Origin of the sequence: Erythrobacter alti (assembly GCF_037996805.1) — a bacterium.
In the GTDB taxonomy this organism is placed as follows: Bacteria; Pseudomonadota; Alphaproteobacteria; order Sphingomonadales; family Sphingomonadaceae; genus Alteraurantiacibacter; species Alteraurantiacibacter alti.
Genome location: NZ_JBBNAX010000005.1, coordinates 292,512 through 310,647, shown reverse-complemented (window position 1 = coordinate 310,647; position 18,136 = coordinate 292,512). Strand labels below are relative to the sequence as shown.

Below are 18,136 nucleotides of genomic sequence, written 5' to 3'. Positions count from 1 at the left end.
ACGGAGCAAGCAGTGGCCCGGCGCGTCCGGGCAGGAATGCTACCGCGATGATGCCCTGATCATCGCCTCAATATCGACGAATTTTTCGCGTGGAGCGCCATCGCGCGCGGCTGCGGCTTCGGCTTCCTCGATCTTCTTCCAGTCCTGGAAGGTCACCACGTCCAGCCCGCGTTTGCTGGCCAATTCATCGAAGCCTTCACGTCCGCTTTTGCCGCCTCTGCCAAGCGTGCCGTCGGCAAGGTCAGCGGCAATCAGTTCCACGATACCTTGCCCATCAGGGCGGTTGGTCCCGATCGTGCCGGAAGGCCCGCGTTTGGCCCAACCGACGCAGTAAAGGCCCGGCAGGATACGTCCATCGTCATTGGCGAAACGGCCGGCGCGGGTATCGAATGGAACGCCGGGGATCGGTGCCGTCTGATAGCCAATGCAGCTGATGACCAGTTGGGCGGGGAGCTGCCTGATCTCGCCGGTGCCGACTGCGCGACCCTTCTCGAGCTTGGTGTGTTCGATTTCGATTTGCTCGACCTTGTCATTACCAATCAGCGACTTGGGCTGGGTAAAGAATGCAAACTCTATTGCGATCTGCTTTTCGGCGCGGATGTGTTCGGGTGTGGCGGCGTATTGCCGCAGCAGGGTAACGGACTTGCGCAAGCCCGGTTCGAGCATTGCATCTTCAACTTCCTCGGGCAGGTCATCGCGCTCTACATGCGGAGCAGCGCGCTCGAGACTGCCGAGTTCGCCCAGTTCCTTCGGCGTCATCATGATCTGGTGCGGACCGCGCCGCCCGAGGATGATTATCCGCTCGATCGAGCTTGCATTCAGCGCGTCATAGGCGTGCGATACGATATCACTGCCTTCCAGCTCTTCGACGGTCTTGGCGAGTATGCGGGCGACATCGAGCGCGACATTGCCCATGCCGATGACCACTGCAGTGTCGCCCGACAAATCTGGGTCGAGATCGGCAAATTCTGGATGGCCGTTGTACCAGCCAACGAAGGCGGCGCTGCCGAAAACATTTTCCAGGTCTTCGCCCGGCATACCCAGTTGGCGGTCACGCGGCGCACCGGTGGCCAGAACGACAGCGTCATACAGCTCCTGCAATTCGGCAATTTCCAGGTCGCGGCCAATGGCAACATTGCCGACAAACCGGACATTTTCGGTTAGAGCAGTCTTTTCGTAACGTCGCGCCACGCCCTTGATCGACTGGTGATCGGGAGCAACGCCGGTTCGGATCAGCCCGTATGGCACCGGCAGCATGTCGAATACATCGACCCGGACATCATCGCCAAATGCCTTTTGCGCTGCTTCTGCCGTGTAATACCCCGCAGGACCCGATCCGACGATTGCGATATGGCGCATGCTTCCTCCCCGTTGACCGGCTTCTCCACCTCCTTGCTTACCCAATTTTCTGTGTCCGGCAATGGAGCCGGTCCCGCTGTGCCCCGCTAGCTGCGATCACTTAGGCAATTGGTAAGGTCGAGCCGCTAGTACGTGCGGGACGAATTTCCGACTTTGATACTTTTATTCGAGTAAGGCTTAGGGAGACTGCCCACCGTGGGTATGCGCGGCATAATCAAGAATTTTGGTGGCCAACGCGGCGACCCCATACGTGTGCCTGACGCCGAAGCTGCCGCCGCCCGCTCGGGCGTGCTCGACGCAAAGCAGCGCCTCAAGATGTTCGACGCGCTGGAAGCGGCCGGAATCAGCTGGTTCTGGGCTACGGACGACACTGGCGCTCTGACATATCTCTCGCCTGCGGCGATCGGCAAATTTTCCGATGATCGACCCGTTATCGGCGAGCATTTGGGTAGCCTGGTGGAAACCGTCGAAGGGAGCGATAGCGCCAATCGCACGCGACCACTTACGTTTCTCCTCAGTGCGCGCACTACTTTTACCGACCAGCCGGTGCGTTTGGCCGGATCCATTGCCAGTGACGATACTGAATCCGGCACTTGGTGGGCGCTGACCGGCAAGCCTCAATTCAACAAGAACGGTGACTTTCAGGGCTATCGCGGCAGCGTCAAAGACATCACCGCCATGTATCACGCGGAATTGGCATCATCGCGTGCGGCGGAATATGACTCGCTAACGAAGCTCGCCAATCGCCACCGCATGTCCCGGCGTTTGACGACCGTCCTCAATGCCTACCGTGTTGAAAAACGCTCCTGCGCGCTGCTGATGCTCGATCTTGACCGCTTCAAACAGGTCAATGACACGCTCGGCCATCCGGCAGGCGATGAGTTGCTACGGCAGGTTTCGCAACGTCTTGAACAGATCGTTCCTGATGGGGCAGAAATCGGCCGTCTGGGTGGTGATGAGTTCCAGATTATCCTGCCCGATGAAGATGATCGCGGGAAGCTGGGGGAGCTTGCCAATCGGATCATTCAGATGATCTCCCAGCCATATTCCATCGAAGGCAGCCGGGCCATCATCGGCACGTCGATCGGCATCGCCATCGCCCCTTACGACGGGATCGAACCGGACGAGCTGGTGAAGGCGACTGACCTGGCGCTCTATGCTGCCAAGGGCGGGGGGCGCGGTCAGTTCCGCTTCTACTCGAACGATCTGAAGGAATCGGCCGAAGATCGCCGCGAGATCGAGGAAGACCTGCGTGACGCTCTGGCGCAGGGCGAACTGGAAATGCACTACCAGCCTGCGGTCGATGCCAAATCGCATCATGTGCGCGGCTTTGAAGCACTCATGCGGTGGAACCATCCCGCCCACGGAGCAATCAGCCCGGTGACATTCATTCCCATCGCCGAGGACAGCAATCTGATCGATGAGCTGGGTGAATGGGCGCTGCGCCAGGCATGCGAGGATGCCGCCAAATGGCCGGACGAAATTACCGTCGCGGTCAATGTTTCGGCCCAGCAGTTTGTCAGCGACAATCTCCCCAAAGTTGTCGAAAACGCGCTCGCAGCGTCGGGTCTACCTGCGAAGCGTCTGGAGCTGGAGATCACCGAGAGCGTGTTCATGGGCGATGTCGACGCCACCGACCAGATGTTCAAAAAGTTGCGCAAACTGGGTGTCAAACTGGCGCTGGACGATTTCGGTACGGGTTACTCGTCGCTCTCCTATCTACGCCGCGCTCCGTTCGACAAGATCAAGATCGATCAAAGCTTTGTTCGTGGCTGCGCACAGGACGACAATTCGAGTGCTGCCATCATCACCGCTATTGTGAGCCTGGCGAGGGCAATGAACATGGCGACCACGGCCGAAGGTGTCGAAGCTCTCGACGAACTGAAGTGCATTGCCGGTCTCGATGCAGACCTCGTGCAGGGCTTCATCTTCTCTCGCGCAGTGCCGCAAACCGCGGTCTTGGAGAAGCTGGAATCGGGAGAGTTGCGCTATGAACCGGTTGGACCGGCCAAGCACCGGTCGTCCCGCAAAACGCTCTTCCGGCGCGTCGGAGTGATCCACGAGGATCACCACTACTCCGCCATGTTGCGTGATCTTTCGCGTACAGGAGCACGCATTGAAGGACTGGTGGATGTGCCGGTCGGAACACAGCTCGTGCTCGACCTTGGCGAGGGACAACTGGTGGTAGGCACGGTCAGGCGCTCGCAAGACGCAACGCAAGGCTTGTCCTTCGAAACGCCACTGGTCAGCGATGGCGCCGGCGGCCTGTGCACCCGCCACCGGGTCTCGCCATACATGCTCGCGGCGGCTGGGATGCCGCTTAGAGCGCTACCTCCAGGACACTACGCCATACCGGGCCAACAAGGCACCACCGCTTCCACGCCGAAGTTCATGCAGGTAGATGTGAACGCGGGATCTCTACGCGCCGGATAAGCTTGCAAGTGGGTCGATAAGATGTGCTGACATTTGTCTGAAGCGCGGCTAATGGCTGCTCGCAAATGACAGACCTTTCCAAAATCCGCAATTTCAGCATCATTGCCCATATCGATCACGGCAAGTCCACGCTGGCTGACCGCCTGATCCAGCATTGTGGCGGCTTGACTGAGCGCGAGATGTCCGAGCAAGTCCTTGACAACATGGACATTGAGAAGGAGCGCGGCATCACAATCAAGGCGCAGACCGTGCGCCTCAACTACACCGCCAAGGACGGCGAGACATATGAGCTCAACCTCATGGACACGCCCGGTCATGTCGACTTCGCATACGAAGTAAGCCGCAGCCTCGCCGCGTGCGAGGGCGCGCTGCTGGTGGTGGACGCGGCGCAGGGCGTCGAGGCGCAGACGCTCGCGAATGTCTACCAGTCGATCGAGCACGATCACGAAATCGTCAGTGTCATCAACAAGATCGACCTGCCCGCTGCCGAGCCGGAGAAGGTTAAGGCCGAGATCGAGGACATCATCGGCCTCGACGCGAGCGACGCCGTGCTCACCTCCGCCAAATCGGGCATCGGTATCGAGGACGTGCTCGAAGCCGTTGTCGCCAAGATCCCGCCGCCCAAGGGCGACCGCGACGCGCCGCTCAAGGCGATGCTGGTCGATAGCTGGTACGATCCCTACCTCGGCGTCGTCATCCTCGTGCGCGTGATCGATGGGGTGTTCAAGAAGGGCCTCGAAGTGAAGTTCATGCAGGGCGGCACGCAGCACCTGGTCGACCGCGTCGGCTGCTTCGGCCCCAAGCGCATGGACCTGCCCGAAATCGGCCCTGGCGAGATCGGCTTCATCACCGCGCAGATCAAGGAAGTCGAACAGGCCCGCGTGGGTGACACGATCACCACGGTGAAGGGCGGGGCGGAAAAGGCGCTCGCCGGCTACAAGGAAGTGCAGCCGGTGGTGTTCTGCGGGCTGTTCCCGGTCGACGCGGCGGATTTCGAGAAGCTGCGCGAAAGCATTGGCAAGCTGCGGCTGAACGATGCCAGCTTCAGCTACGAAATGGAAAGCAGCGCCGCGCTGGGCTTTGGCTTCCGCGCGGGTTTCCTCGGCCTGCTGCACCTTGAGATCATCCAGGAACGGCTCAGCCGCGAATATGATCTCGACCTGATTACTACTGCGCCTTCAGTGGTTTACCGCATCCACCTCGCGCATACGAAGAATGAGGACGCGGCGGTGGTAGACATCCACAATCCCGCCGACTGGCCCGATGTGAACCGCATCGAGATGATCGAGGAGCCGTGGATCAAGGCGGTGATCTACACGCCCGACGAATATCTCGGCTCGATCCTCAAACTGTGCCAGGACCGTCGCGGCATCCAGACCGACCTGACCTATGTCGGCGGCCGCGCGCAGGTGACATACGAACTGCCGCTCAACGAAGTGGTCTTTGATTTCTATGATAGGTTGAAGTCGATCAGCCGAGGCTATGCCTCTTTCGATTACGAGCAGATTGGCCTGCGCGAAGGCGACCTCGTGAAAATGAACATTCTGGTGAACGCCGAACCCGTCGATGCGCTGTCACTGATCGTCCATCGCGGCGTCGCCGAAGAACGCGGCCGCGGCATGTGCGAGCGCCTGAAGGACCTCATCCCCCGCCATTTGTTCAAGATTCCCGTCCAGGCCGCCATCGGCGGCAAGATCATCGCCCGCGAAACCATCGCCGCCATGCGCAAGGACGTGACCGCCAAATGCTACGGCGGCGACATTTCGCGCAAGAAAAAGCTGCTCGAGAAGCAGAAGAAGGGCAAGGCCCGGATGCGCGAGTATGGCAATGTGAGCATTCCGCAGGAGGCGTTTATTGCCGCGCTGCGGATGGGTGAGGAGTAGCCGCTGTCAACTTTTGGCAGGCACGGCGGAAATCAGAACCAGTTTATAGAAAAGAAGCCGGGCTACTTATGAGATGCCCGACTTCTTTTCAGATCATTGGCCTTGGTGGCGTTAAAATCTCAGACTCGCACGCAGGTAGTAATGGCCGCCGTTGAAGCCAAATGGTGCCGACCGGCGGGAATACTGGAAGACACCTGGACTTTCGACGATAAGATTGCCCGCGCTGTCGAATAGCGAGCCACCTCGTGCCTGACCGATGTTGTTTCTGTCGGGATACACGTCGAACAGATTGTTTGCGCCAACCGCGATCTTGAGCCCCATGTCAAACGTGTAATCGACCTGAGCATCGGTCAGCCATTTCGACGAAAAAGTCTGCGTGTCAGTGTCCGCTCCAGTACATCCGCCCTCACAGACCGTGTATTCGCCGTACTGGCTGAATTGTACATTGAAGCCCCAATTCGAGTTGTTCCAGTTGGCCCCGAAGTTGAAGCGCGTACGAGGCTGCCATTCTTCAATGATCGAAACATCTTGCGCCGTTACAAGATCAAGGCCAGCCAGTAGGCCAGGCGCCGGCAATTCAGTGACACTCGTGTCATTGAAATTGAAGGAGGACGTGAATCTCAATGATCCATCTCCGACACCACCCGGTACGGTGTAAGCTGCAACAATATCAACACCATCGGTCTTCGTGTCGACACCATTGATGAAGAATTGACCCTGGGTTGCTCCAGCCGCGTCAAAAGCGGCCTGTATTTCAGGCGTTACCGGATTGATGGCACCGGAAATCATGATCCGGTCATCGATGTCGATGTGATAGTAGTCGGCGGTGATCACCAGTCCCCCAAGGGGTTCCAGAATGAGGCCGCCACCATAACTTATAGATGTCTCCTCCTGAAGCTCGGGAATCCCCAATCCGCGAGCTAGCGCACTGTCATTGCGGAAGGTGCCGCGCTCCTGGGCCACGGTCATGCCGCCGACAGTCACAAACTGCGTGCTGGTGGAGTTGAAATATAGCTGCTGCATGGACGGGGCTCTGAAACCAGTCGTGAACGACCCGCGTGCCTTGACCGCATCTGTAAACGTAAACAGGCCCGCGATCTTACCGGTTACCGAGCTTCCGAAGCCGTCGTAATTTTCGTAACGCCCGGCCGCTTGCAGATTGATGCTGTCACCCAAGTCAGCTGTAAGTTCTAGATACGCCGAATAGCTGTCGCGGCTTTCGTCAACCGCATTGTCGGGGCTGAAGCCGCGGAAAACTTGGGCACCGGCACCGCCAGGCGTCGGCCCGAACAAGGGTGGTGTATTGAACGTATCCGTATTGATGAATCCACCGTCGGCATACGATGATTCTTCACCAGCCTTGAGCTGGTAATTTTCTGTCCTGTACCCGACGCCGAATGCGGCACTGAAATCGGACCAGCTGTAGACCGCGTCCACATTGGCACCGAATTCTGAAAGTTCGAGCGTGCCAGCGTCAAATACCGTTGGCGAAGATGGGCCAAGCGAGGCATTGTTGGTGTTGGCAATCTGGAATGTGTAGCTGTTCGTGCCGTAGGTCAGTCCGGCATCGATACTGAGGTCGTCAGTGGCTTCAAATTCCAACCCGCCAGCCGCTGAAAAATCTTCAATCTTTGGTCGGATCAAGGGCAGAAATCCGTCTGGATACAACGCTAGCAGCGTGTTCCCTCCCTGATTGGCTCGGCGATAGAAGCCCGCAGATTCGTTGCGGCGCGAACTCCAACCTCCGAATGCGTACGCTTCGACCGTCTCGGAAAGCGGCGTTCCCATATTCACGAAGATGCTGTGGCCTTCGCTCTCGGAATCGCCAATTCGGAAGTTTTGCCGATCGAACGCGATCTCGCGAGCTTCAGTCGAAGGATCTGCGCGAACCTGGCCACCAACCGTTGAGCAAAGGTATTGGCACTGCGCAGACAAGCCGGCCCGGTTAGTGGCTTCGTGGTTGGTATATTCGTAAGTGAGGTTGATGAATCCTTCGGGCCCGAGCGCGAAACCCTTGTTCACGCTGGCTTGATAAGTCAGTCCATCGCTTTCGTAGTTTTGGCCAATCGTGGCCACTACGTTTCCTTCGTAAGGCGAGTTACGCAATTCGAAATTGATGACGCCCGCTATGGCGTCAGAACCGTATAGGGCGGATGCACCGTCCCTCAGCACGTCCACTTGTCGTAATGCGCTAGCCGGGATTGCATTGATGTCAGTCCCCGCAGTTCCGCGCCCAACGGAAGTGTTCACATGGACTAGCGCGGATTTATGACGACGGTGTCCGTTTACTAGGACAAGCGTCTGGTCCGGCCCCAATCCGCGCAAGGTTGCCGGAAGAAGCGAATCCGTACCGTCTGAAACGGAGGAGCTCGAGAAATTGAACGATGGCACAAGTTCCTGAAGTATCCGACCGGTTTCGATCGCACCGGTGGTAGCTATTGCATCAGCTCCTACGGAATCTATCGCAACTGGCGAGTTAGTGACGGTTCGGGGCCTGCCGCGACTCCCGACGACGACAATTGCGTCACCTGTACTTGCCGCTTCTTCTGCCGGGTCTTGGTCGTTGCTGTCTTGCGCATTCGCTTGAAAAGTTAAAAAGAGAATGGACATTGCAGTCGCGCCCAACAGCGCGCCACGTTTGTGAGACGTCGTCATGATCATTAGCTCCCCATCCGCAAGAATTTTTTATGAGAGCAAAAGTAGGCGCAAATAATGTTTCCGAGCAACGTTTTTTTGCCGTGCTCATACTTAGGGATTCATCTTTTTGATAACGCTATCAAAATGGACTTATGCCCATAGAAATGGGAAAAGGTTTATTCCCGTTAGTGACATTGTTGTCACTAGGTTTGTTGAAAGCTTTGAATGGTTCAGGGCCAGCTACCCGCGTTGGCCATGTTCTGGCGTGCGAACGACATACCGACCTGTCATTGCGTTCTTTACTCCATGATCCACCCGACCGAGGTTGCCTCTTTGCGCTTGGAGGTGGAGCCTGAGCATATACAAAGGGGCCGCTCGCTGTAACGCGCGCGGCCCATCATTGTACGCCCTGTTCGATGCAACTTACTGGTTGGCCTTGTTGGCTTCGGTCAGTTCGGTGTCGATGTTGTTGAACGTGGCCGACAGTTCATTGCCGAGGCTTTGCAGCGCGGTAATGGCGGCAACGGCGATCAGGGCGGCGATCAGACCATATTCGATGGCGGTGGCACCCGTCTCGTCGGAGCGCAGCCGAGTGAGAAAAGCTGACATTGTCATCTCCAGATATGCGGGCCGTGTGCGGCCTTGAAGCGGAACTGTCCCTGCAAAACGGTTTCAGCGCGGTAAGCGAGCATGGTTAACGCGGCGGTAGGAAGACGTTTTCTCGCCGCATAGGTGATTCCACGGGCTCAGCCGGCGGGCTGGTTCGCTTCGGAATATTCGGTCGAAATCGTGTCATATTGCGTTTCGACTTCATTGCCGAGCGACAGCATCGTCCCCGCCAGTGCGACCGCGATCAGCATGGCGAGAAGGCCATATTCCACGGCGGTTGCGCCCTGTTGGTCCGCGAGCAGTCGGTGATTGAATTGTACAAGCATGATTTGACGCCCCCACAACGTTTCGTATCCAAGGTCGCGCAATACGCCCTTATGGTAAAGATCGGATTACGAGTGGTGCGGCTGGCTTGTTGGGTTCCGCGCAACTTCGCTGGCGAACCCGCGCAAATGCTATTGAAAATGCTGCAAACCGGGCGCGGAAAAATGCGCAAGATTGGCAATTTGCCCATGAATCACGGCCAGGCAGGGGCATGAAGGCAACGGCCCTGAACCAATTGTTTCAAAAATGTCACACGATTTCGTCTCGTGTGAAACCGCTCCAGACAGAGATTGTGTGTGCACACCTGTTCGTGCTTTGGGTCGCATCCAGGAAAGTGGAGTCATCAGTTCGACGTCGATAATGGTAAAAATATCTGCGCGTCGGATGCCTCTTTCCAGCAGTTTCTCCCCCTTACCAGGAGTATGTACATGTTTAATCGCAAGACCAAGGCTTCGCTGCTAGCGAGCTCGGTGATCTTCGGATCGCTGATCGTTACGCCTGCAATGGCTCAGGACGATCCCACGATCCAGCCTGCCGCCGCAGAAGAAGACCGCATCATCGTTACCGGTTCGCGCATCGCGCGTCGCAACGTTGAAACCGCTGCACCTGTTGCAGTTGTCGATGCCGAAGAGTTCGCCCTGTCGGGTACCGTGAACGTTGAAAACGTCGTCAACACGCTGCCGCAGGTCGTACCTGGCGTCACCTCTTTCTCGAACAACCCCGGTAACGGTACCGCCTCGCTCAACCTGCGTGGCCTCGGTGCCAACCGCACGCTGTTGCTTGTCAACGGCCGTCGCTGGATGTTCTACGATACCAACCAGATCACCGACCTCAACACGATCCCGCAGTTCCTGCTGGATTCGGTTGACGTTGTGACCGGTGGTGCTTCGGCCGTTTACGGTTCGGACGCGCTTGCCGGTGTTGTCAACTTCCGCCTTCGTGAACTCGACGGTGCCGAACTTGGCGGCCAGTATGCAATCACCGACCGTGGTGATGGCGATCGCTGGCAGGTCCACGGTGCAATCGGTTCCGATTTCGCCGACGGCCGCGGCAACGTCACCGTCTTCGGTGAATACTATAACCGTGAAGACATCTTCCAGGGCGACCGTGAATTCTCCGAATTCGCGCTCGGTGGCTCTCCGCTGCGTCAGCTCGGCTCGTCGCTTCCGCCCGAAACCCGCCTGACCTACCTGGGCAATGGCGACCGGACGGGTACTTCGTTCGAAAACAACGGCCTTGCCATCTTCGGTTCGCCGGGTTCGCTTCGTGCCTACTCGACACCGGGCGACCTCTACAACTTCGCGCCGGTTAACTACCTGCAGCTGCCGCAAGAACGTTATCTCATGGGTGGTTATGCCAGCTATGAAATCGCTGAAGCGGCCGAACTCTACACGGAAGTGACTTACGTCAACAACCGTGTCGATTCCGAACTGGCTCCGACGCCGATCCTCGTGAACACCTTCCTCGACATCGATTCGCTCGCGTCGAATGGTTTCATCGATGCAGGTACGGAAGCTGAATTCCGTGCTCTGGATGCCAGCGAAACCGGCACCCAGGCAAATGACGGTCGGGTGAACGTGCAGGTTCGTCGTCGTCTTCTCGAAGCCGGCGGTCGTCGCAACCTCGACGAACGTAACGCTTTCCGCGTGCTTGGTGGCCTTCGTGGCGACCTGACGGACTTCCTGAGCTACGATGCTTACTATCTGTATGCCCGTACTCGGAATGCGAACATTCAGCAGGGTAACGCTTCCACGTCGCGCTTCACCGCAGGCGTGAATGGCACCGGTGACCAGATCAACATCTTCGGTCTGAACACCCTTACCCCTGATATGGTCGACTCGTTCCGTATCCAGGCACAGAATGGCGATATTTCTTCGCTTCAGGTCGCTTCGGCTGTCCTTTCGGGCACGTTCGGCGACTTCGCGCTTGGTGTTGCTGAACCAATCGGTTTCGCTGCTGGTGCAGAATACCGTGAAGTCTTCTCGCGCTTCATTCCCGACGAATTCCTCGCTTCGGGTGACGTGCAGGGCTTCAACGCCGGTCAGCCTACCGAAGGCGGATACAATGTCAGCGAGCTGTTCGGCGAGCTGAACATTCCGTTCGAAACCGAAAGCGGCATGCGCTTCGAACTGTCGGGCGCCGGTCGTTATTCCGACTACTCGCTCGACGCAGTTGGCGGCGTGTGGACCTATGCCGGTGGCGTAGAGTTCTCGCCGATCCCCGACATTACGCTTCGTGGTCAGTACCAGCGTGCGGTGCGTGCACCGAACGTCGGTGAACTGTTCCAGGGTTCGGCCATCGGTTTCCCCGGTGCGAACGATCCTTGCGCAACTCCGGCCGCTTCGTCGGGTGGACTTCGCACGATCTGTAATGCGAATGGCGTTTCGAATGCGCTGCTCGACCAGCTCGGATCGAACGATCCTGCAGTCGTTGCCAACGCTTCGAACCTGATCCAGCCGGATCCGCAGATCGCTGCATTCTTCGGTGGTAACCCGAACCTGCAGGAAGAAACGTCGGACAGCTACACCTTTGGTGTCGCGCTCCAGCCGACCGCAGTCCCCGGACTGACGATCACTGCCGACTACTTCAACATCACGATCGACGATGCCATCATCACGATCGGTCTGCAGACAGCTCTGGACCTGTGCTACAACACGATCCAGAACCTGAGCGCTCCGCAGTGTGCCGGTTTCGTCAACACTCGCGACGCATCGGGCGGCTTCAACCGCACGACTGCTCCGCGTCTTGGTGGTGCCAACGTTGCCCGTCTCGAAACCAGCGGTATCGATCTTCAGATCAACTACGGCATGGACCTCGGGTTCTCCGCGTTCGGCAACGGGTCTTCCGACCTGAACCTGTCGCTCCTGGGTACCTGGACCGAGTCGAACCTGCTGGCACCTGACCAGACAGACCCGACGGACATCATCGAATGTGCCGGCGAGTTTGGTCTCGAATGCGGTGAACCGCAGGCAGCGTTCAAGTGGACGGCCCGTGCAAGCTATGTCGATGGTCCTTTGACCTTCTCGACCCGCTGGCGTCACCTGAGTGCAGTTGACGACGATGATCCAACGTTCGACTACCACGTTGAGCGCATCGCAGCCTACGACTTGATCGATCTCACGGCGTCTTATGACTTCAACGAGATGTTCACGTTCACGGTTGGTGTGAACAACCTGTTCGACACTCTGCCGACCTCCCCGGTGTTTGATGCCAACGGTGTTGTCACCAACGACACCAACACGCTGTTGCTGGGTGACTTCAACAACGGTGAGCAGTCCAACACCTACCCGTCGACTTACGACGTGCTGGGTCGCGACTTCTTCGCATCGGTCCTGGTTCGCTTCTAAGCGACGAAGGATCGGGCGAAAGCTCGACACAAAATCAGGGCGGGAGACTTCCGGGTCTCCCGCCCTTTTTTATCTGAAACGCATTATGGCGGTGCGTTGATGCCGTTTCCGGGAGGTGCGAATATACGCTGCGGTCAATCGGCCAGGATGAACACCCAGTAATCGGCGAAGGGGCTGGGAGAGCGGCCATCTGTGACCATGGCCTGCTCGGCCTCTCGCAATCCGGCTTTCTCCATTGCTTCCAGCATGGATTCGGAATCGCTGGCGGTTGCAGCCGCCACTTCGAGCGAGGCGATGCGACCCAGCTCGTTTCGGGCCTGTGCGAGGATCTCGTCCAGCAGGGCTGCCACCTGCTGAGGATCGTCATTCCGACCGAAGTGAAGGGTCTGCCGGATTGCCTCGGCAATTTCCCATGCTGCAGAATTTGGGCCGTGAGCCTTGGCGCCCATTTCGGGGGCTTCAATGATGGCTTGCGGTATCGCGGCGATCCCGGCCTTGCGCAGGGACAGGCTATTTTTCGCGACGGTTACGAGGTCGTTTTCCTCTAAAGCCCAGGCAATCTGGGCACGGCGCTTGCGATTGTGCGCAACAATTGGGCCGTCGATGCGGTGGGTGAGCAGTGCGAATTTTCCATCCGGCTTCAAGACGCGGGTGACTTCGGACGCCACGGCGGCAATATCCCCGTATTCGAAGCCGAACTGGCTAGTCACTGCCGCAAAATGATCATCGGGAAAGGGGAGGTCGGCCATGTTCACCCCGCCGCGCAGCTTGATGCCGCGTGGCGCATTGGGGAGGGCAGTCGCGCGGTCGATCCCGGTGAGTTTCAGGTCCCGCCTTTTCTCCTGCAGACACGAAAGCACCATGCCATCACCGGTTGCAAGGTCGAGCACGTTAGCCCCCTTGGGGAGCGTGCGGGCCAAGCCGAGCCAGACACGGCGCTGGCGTTCCGCGATGCCTTGCCAAGCCTCAGGCTGGCTGCCGCGCTTGGCGTCGGCACCACTGCGGCGGCTCTGGCGTTCCCAGAAAACATTCCAGGCATCGTGGACATTGGCTTCGGTCATTGCTTGTCCAATTTTGATTGCACATCGAAGGCTACCGTCATCCGGCGACCTTCCTTGAACTTGCGGGTTCCGTGATACAGCGTGCTCGGGAAGAGTGCGAGATATCCGATCTTCGGTTGGATTTCTTGGAGCGGCTCAAGGTCGAGCCGGATGTCCGGGGCAGGGCGCCCGAGTTCGATCCACCCTTCCTTTGACTCGCCTCCGGCACCCAGATCATCGGGCAACTGCAGGTAGCAGGCTGAAGAGATCAAGCCTTCCGGGTGAAGGTGGGCCTTGTGATGGCCACCGCCCTTGAGAAACCGGATCGACCAGGAACCGAATATTGTCCAATCGCTTTGCCTGTGGCGAAGCAGGGGGTGGCTTTCGTCCGCCGGCGGCAGATTGTTGCGATATTCCGCTAATGTAGCAGTGATCGAGCGATGCAGGGCTTGCAATTCGGGCTCATGCCGATCGAACAGGCGCCCGCGCGTCTGGGTGCCCCCGCCGCGCAGGGACTGGCCAAGGGGATGGTGGGCGTTGTCGTGCAGGTCCTCGAGAACCTTGATCGCATCAGGCAAGACGGCATCGACATCCACCAGCGGCAGAAACTGCACCAAACCGTCCTGCCCATGCAGCCACTCGTGCCGCGTGTCGCCCCTAGCCCTCCAGATCAGGTCGCGCAGGGCCCAGCCGCCGATGTCCCACGGGCTGAGTGCGAGAGCCTTGTCGAGCACGCTGTCCGCGCGAGCGAAATCCTTGCGGCGGACCCAGTGCCGTGCTTCGAACACGTGCCGGTCGACGCGATCGTATTCGAGCGACGTCCAGATTGCTTCGGCGCGTTCGTCATGCCCCGCAGCGCCTGCCTGCATGGCTTCGAGCATGGCGAAGTGCGGGTTGTCGGGAAAACGCAGGCGGGTTTCGGCGGCGACCTCCATCGCCTCTTCCGCCAAGTCGAGTGCGGCGAGCTGGCGGCAGTGTTCACCCGGAATGCCGGGTTCTCCGGGCAATTTTTCGGCCGCTTCACGAAACGGCGCTGCAAAATCTGCTTCGCCCATGCCCAGTCGCAATTGTGCAAGCAGGCGCAGCGCATCCAGCCATTGCGGGAATTGCCTGGCGAGCGCCTCGGCTATTTCGCGCGCTTCTGCCGGACGTCCGGCGACATCGAGTGCCTGCGCCTTCCCGAGCCACAACTGCGCATCGCCCTGATTGATCGCGAGTGCCTTGTCGAAGCGTGTGGGTGCATCCTCCTCGCCACGCTCGAGCGCAACGGTGGCGCGGCCTTGCAGGGCCTTGGGCCGCGACGGCTCTATTTCGAGCGCACGGTCGTACCACTTGGAGGCGGTTTCGAAGTCTCCCGTCCCGCGCGCCGCATTGGCTCGGGTTGACCAGTAATGCGCATGACGAGCACCCTGCGTTTCAACGGTTGCAAGAACTTCGAGCGCTTCGCGATACCGATCCAGGGTTGTCAGAGCGATTGCCTGGTCGATGGCAAAGTCGAAATTGGCAGGTTCAAGGGCAAAGGCTTGCCCAAAATGCTGCACCGCCCCTTCGGCATTGCCGCTCTTCAGCATGAGGCTGCCGGCATGATGCCAAAGCCGGGATTCCCTGGGATGAGCCTTGACCGCTTCTGCCAGCGTGGCGAGAGCCCCGACCGTATCACCGCGCTGGGCCGCCTCGATTGCCTTGGCGGCGAACTGCTGGGCCGACATGCCGATCATCGGTCGCGCAGCCACCCGCTGATGGCATAGCGGCCCTTGGGCGCGAAGGGCGGAACATAGGTGACCGCGTGGGCTTGCGGCACGCGGAACAGGTTGAGCGTATTGAACTGCGGCTTGAAGCCGGTTTCAATGTTCCCGTCCTCATCGAAAAAGACCAGGTAGCCGCCCCAGTCAGGGTACCAGTCATCGATGGTGAGATTGAGCACATAGGCGATGCGCCAGCCTTCGGCGACGTGGCTGTCGATGTGCAGGCCGAGGAAATGCTGCGCCGCAAAGCAGCTCGCATGACCATCGGCCTTTGCGAGTTCCGGAATGCCCGTTACCTCGCGCATCAGGCCAAGAAAGGGTTCTGCATTGAGGTGCTCGAGCAGCAGCTCGTGCGGACCGCCCGGATCCCAGCCTTCCTGCACTGCCTCGACCAGCGAATAGCGCAATGCGCGATAGGCATAGTCCCGCCCGGCGGCCGCCTGGTCAGTCGCCTTGCCGACTTCCATGGCTTTTTGCGCGACCTCGCGCTGGCGCAGGTCCTGCGCCCGGAATCCGTGCGCCTTGCCGTCGGCTCCTGCCTGCAACGCCATGCCCCAATGGGTGCGGTTGTGCAGGATTTCGCGCAGCTCGCGCGCGGTTTCGTCAGTCAGGACATCGGGAATCTGCAACCGGGTCGCCTCGGCGAACTGCGCCGCCAGCGCGGTGCGGTCGAGATCGGGATTGAGTTCAAAAAGCGCCTTGGCCATGGCGCTGCCTATAGAAAAGCAGGCTGCCATGCGCCAGCCCCCGGCATGCCTGGCGGAGCACAAAAGAAGGAGCCCGCTGCAATCCGCTTCCGGTGGACGGGAGGCGGGAGCAGCGGGCTCTCAAGAGACCCGTTCCGGCATATGGCCGCGCTTACCCTACGGCCGCCGGTTGGCGGGGTCTCTGTTCGGTGAAACTGTCAGCCGACGCGTGCCTGCGCTTCGGTCAGCATGGCGACCTGGCGATCGAAGCTGCGCAGTTTTTCTACATAGCAGGCGCGCGCTTCGCGGCTCGGCAGGTTCGATCCGGCGTCGCGGATATCCATGCCGCAAACATATTGCGCTGCGCGGCGGAAGCGAGCGTTGAGGCGATCCTGCCCGCGGTCGGTCGAGAGGTCGAGGTCGCGGTATTCAACCGCAGCGGTGGCGATTTCCGCCTCGTCGGCGGCGCGCTCTCCGGCAAGGACAGGGGTTGCAACAAGGGCGCTGGCGGCAAGGGATAGGGCTAGGCTGCTTTTCAGGAATCGGGTCATTCTATATCCTCCTCATACTCTCCCGGCCTGGTTGGGGGTGGGGGGTGACCGGAAGTGCTGAGTTTCTTGTAGGCAGACCCTTCTTGAAATGATTGCACGTCTCGACCGGGCCTCGCGCAACATCGACAAAGCAGCGAGGGCTCCGACGACCGACATATTCGCGCCGACAAATGTCGAGATGCGCAGCAACGATGAGCAAAGCGTCCAGGATAGGAGAAATTGGGATGAAGCGAATAGCTTCACTTGGCGTTCAGCGCGGGCGTAGCTATAGGCGAGGCATGAGACTGACCAAACCGCTCCGCGGCGCGCTTGCCGCTACCACTTTTGCCCTGGTTCTGACCGGTTGCGGCGGCGGTAGCGCCAACCAGCAAACCGATCTCGCCTATGTCGCCCGCGACGTGGAATCACTCTACAATGCGGCCAAGGATCGTCTCGATCGCGGCGATCTGACAGTGGCCGCTGCCCTGTTCGACGAAGTGGAGCGTCAGCACCCCTATTCGCCTTGGGCCCGCCGTGCCCAGTTGATGAGTGCGTTTTCCTATTATGCGGCGCGTGAGTACAATTCATCGATTTCATCAGCCTCGCGCTTTCTTTCGATCCATCCGGGTAACCGCGATGCGCCCTACGCCTATTATCTGATCGCGCTCAGCTATTATGAGCAGATCAGCGACGTCGAACGCGACCAGGCTATCACGCGGCAGGCGTTGGCAGCTCTGAACGAAATCGTCCGCCGCTACCCGCGCAGCCCCTACGCTGCCGATGCGCGGCTGAAGATCGACCTCGTCAACGATCACCTTGCCGGCAAGGAAATGGAAATCGGCCGCTTTTACGAGCGGACCGGCCAATGGCTTGCCGCGCAGCTCCGCTTCCAGAACGTGATCGATGATTACCAGACCACCAGCCACGCGCCCGAAGCGCTTTATCGCCTGGTAGAAACAAGCCTTGCAATCGGCGTTCCCGAAGAAGCGCAGCGTTATGCCGCTGTGCTGGGCGCCAATTATCCGGGCAATGAATGGTATGAGCGCGCTTACGAGCTGATGGAAGAGCACCAGCCAGCGCGCGTGGGCGGTTAATACCGCTTAAGCGACCGCAGTCTTGCGGTTCGCGTGGATCAATTCCGCGAGATCAGGCAGATGCAGCGGCTTGCCGAGCGCGATGCCAGCAACGCCATCATGCGCCCAGCGGATCGTGCCATCGAGCCGCCTGCCACAACTCGTATTGAGTGCCACGCTCTCGCCCACGGCGAGTTCGCGTTGGCCAAGGTTGCTGATCCGCGCCCCTTGCTGCGACAGCTCGATAAGCAGGCAAGGCACGGCCTTGCGGTTCTCAAGCTTAAGTTTGGATGGCATTCTCAGCGCGTAGCGCCGGTGTGCCCTTATCGTAAGGACCGACATGAATTTCGATACCTTTTGTAGTTGCGACCTTATTGCACCACACAGTGATTAAAATTCCTTCAACCTCCACCGTTTCGCGCCGAGCTATCGTTGCGCAGCGACGGGTGGAGCCGTATTGAGCAAAAGCG

Annotated in this window: 13 protein-coding genes; 4 read left to right on the top strand and 9 right to left on the bottom strand. The window is 59.1% G+C overall.

Going from position 1 to position 18,136, the window contains the following annotated elements; all coding sequences use genetic code 11:
- Positions 1–39 precede the first annotated feature (39 nt).
- Positions 40–1,359 carry an FAD-dependent oxidoreductase gene (locus AAC850_RS06900; RefSeq protein WP_340587948.1) on the bottom strand — a complete coding sequence of 440 codons (1,320 nt, stop codon included), beginning with the start codon at positions 1,357–1,359 and terminating at the stop codon, positions 40–42.
- A gap of 201 nt (positions 1,360–1,560) precedes the next feature.
- Here AAC850_RS06900 and AAC850_RS06895 point away from each other — a divergent pair, with 201 nt between their 5' ends.
- Together AAC850_RS06895 and lepA are read left to right on the top strand one after the other, a co-directional pair.
- Complete coding sequence (locus AAC850_RS06895; RefSeq protein ID WP_340587947.1) at positions 1,561–3,792, top strand: EAL domain-containing protein; 2,232 nt, start codon at positions 1,561–1,563, stop codon at positions 3,790–3,792.
- A 65-nt stretch (positions 3,793–3,857) separates the two neighbouring features.
- On the top strand, positions 3,858–5,675 hold the full coding sequence (lepA, locus tag AAC850_RS06890; protein WP_340587946.1) for a translation elongation factor 4: 1,818 nt from the start codon (positions 3,858–3,860) through the stop codon (positions 5,673–5,675).
- Between the two features lie 111 nt (positions 5,676–5,786).
- Here the strand turns inward: lepA and AAC850_RS06885 are convergent, their stop codons facing one another.
- The 3 genes from AAC850_RS06885 to AAC850_RS06875 form a co-directional block, all read right to left on the bottom strand.
- Positions 5,787–8,336 (bottom strand): TonB-dependent receptor plug domain-containing protein, encoded by a 2,550-nt coding sequence (locus tag AAC850_RS06885; RefSeq protein ID WP_340587945.1) that lies wholly within the window; start codon positions 8,334–8,336, stop codon positions 5,787–5,789.
- A gap of 399 nt (positions 8,337–8,735) precedes the next feature.
- Positions 8,736–8,921: a Flp family type IVb pilin gene (locus AAC850_RS06880; protein ID WP_340587944.1), complete on the bottom strand. Its 186-nt coding sequence runs from the start codon at positions 8,919–8,921 to the stop codon at positions 8,736–8,738.
- Between the two features lie 137 nt (positions 8,922–9,058).
- A complete protein-coding gene (locus tag AAC850_RS06875; RefSeq protein ID WP_340587943.1) occupies positions 9,059–9,247 on the bottom strand; it encodes a Flp family type IVb pilin in 189 nt (62 codons plus the stop codon).
- Positions 9,248–9,673: 426 nt separating this feature from the next.
- On the opposite strand from AAC850_RS06875, the gene AAC850_RS06870 reads away from it, so the two are divergent.
- Positions 9,674–12,592: a TonB-dependent receptor plug domain-containing protein gene (locus AAC850_RS06870; RefSeq protein WP_340587942.1), complete on the top strand. Its 2,919-nt coding sequence runs from the start codon at positions 9,674–9,676 to the stop codon at positions 12,590–12,592.
- 134 nt (positions 12,593–12,726) lie between these two features.
- On the opposite strand, the gene AAC850_RS06865 is transcribed toward AAC850_RS06870, so the two are convergent.
- The 4 genes from AAC850_RS06865 to AAC850_RS06850 all read right to left on the bottom strand — a co-directional run bounded on the left by AAC850_RS06865 (position 12,727) and on the right by AAC850_RS06850 (position 16,614).
- Positions 12,727–13,653, bottom strand: a complete 927-nt coding sequence (locus AAC850_RS06865) for a class I SAM-dependent methyltransferase (protein WP_340587941.1) — start codon at positions 13,651–13,653, stop codon at positions 12,727–12,729.
- Positions 13,650–15,341: a tetratricopeptide repeat protein gene (locus AAC850_RS06860; protein ID WP_340587940.1), complete on the bottom strand. Its 1,692-nt coding sequence runs from the start codon at positions 15,339–15,341 to the stop codon at positions 13,650–13,652. The genes AAC850_RS06865 and AAC850_RS06860 overlap by 4 nt, the downstream gene beginning before the upstream one ends.
- A 5-nt stretch (positions 15,342–15,346) precedes the next feature.
- A complete protein-coding gene (locus AAC850_RS06855) occupies positions 15,347–16,084 on the bottom strand; it encodes a 2OG-Fe(II) oxygenase (RefSeq protein WP_340587939.1) in 738 nt (245 codons plus the stop codon).
- A 197-nt stretch (positions 16,085–16,281) separates the two neighbouring features.
- Positions 16,282–16,614, bottom strand: a complete 333-nt coding sequence (locus tag AAC850_RS06850) for a UrcA family protein (RefSeq protein WP_340587938.1) — start codon at positions 16,612–16,614, stop codon at positions 16,282–16,284.
- 278 nt (positions 16,615–16,892) lie between these two features.
- Here AAC850_RS06850 and AAC850_RS06845 point away from each other — a divergent pair, with 278 nt between their 5' ends.
- The gene (locus tag AAC850_RS06845) at positions 16,893–17,687 is read left to right on the top strand and encodes an outer membrane protein assembly factor BamD (protein WP_340587937.1); all 795 of its coding nucleotides are present in this window, start codon (positions 16,893–16,895) and stop codon (positions 17,685–17,687) included.
- A 6-nt stretch (positions 17,688–17,693) separates the two neighbouring features.
- Here the strand turns inward: AAC850_RS06845 and AAC850_RS06840 are convergent, their stop codons facing one another.
- Entirely contained in the window at positions 17,694–18,008 is a 315-nt protein-coding gene (locus tag AAC850_RS06840) for a PilZ domain-containing protein (protein ID WP_340587936.1), read from the bottom strand.
- Positions 18,009–18,136 lie beyond the last annotated feature (128 nt).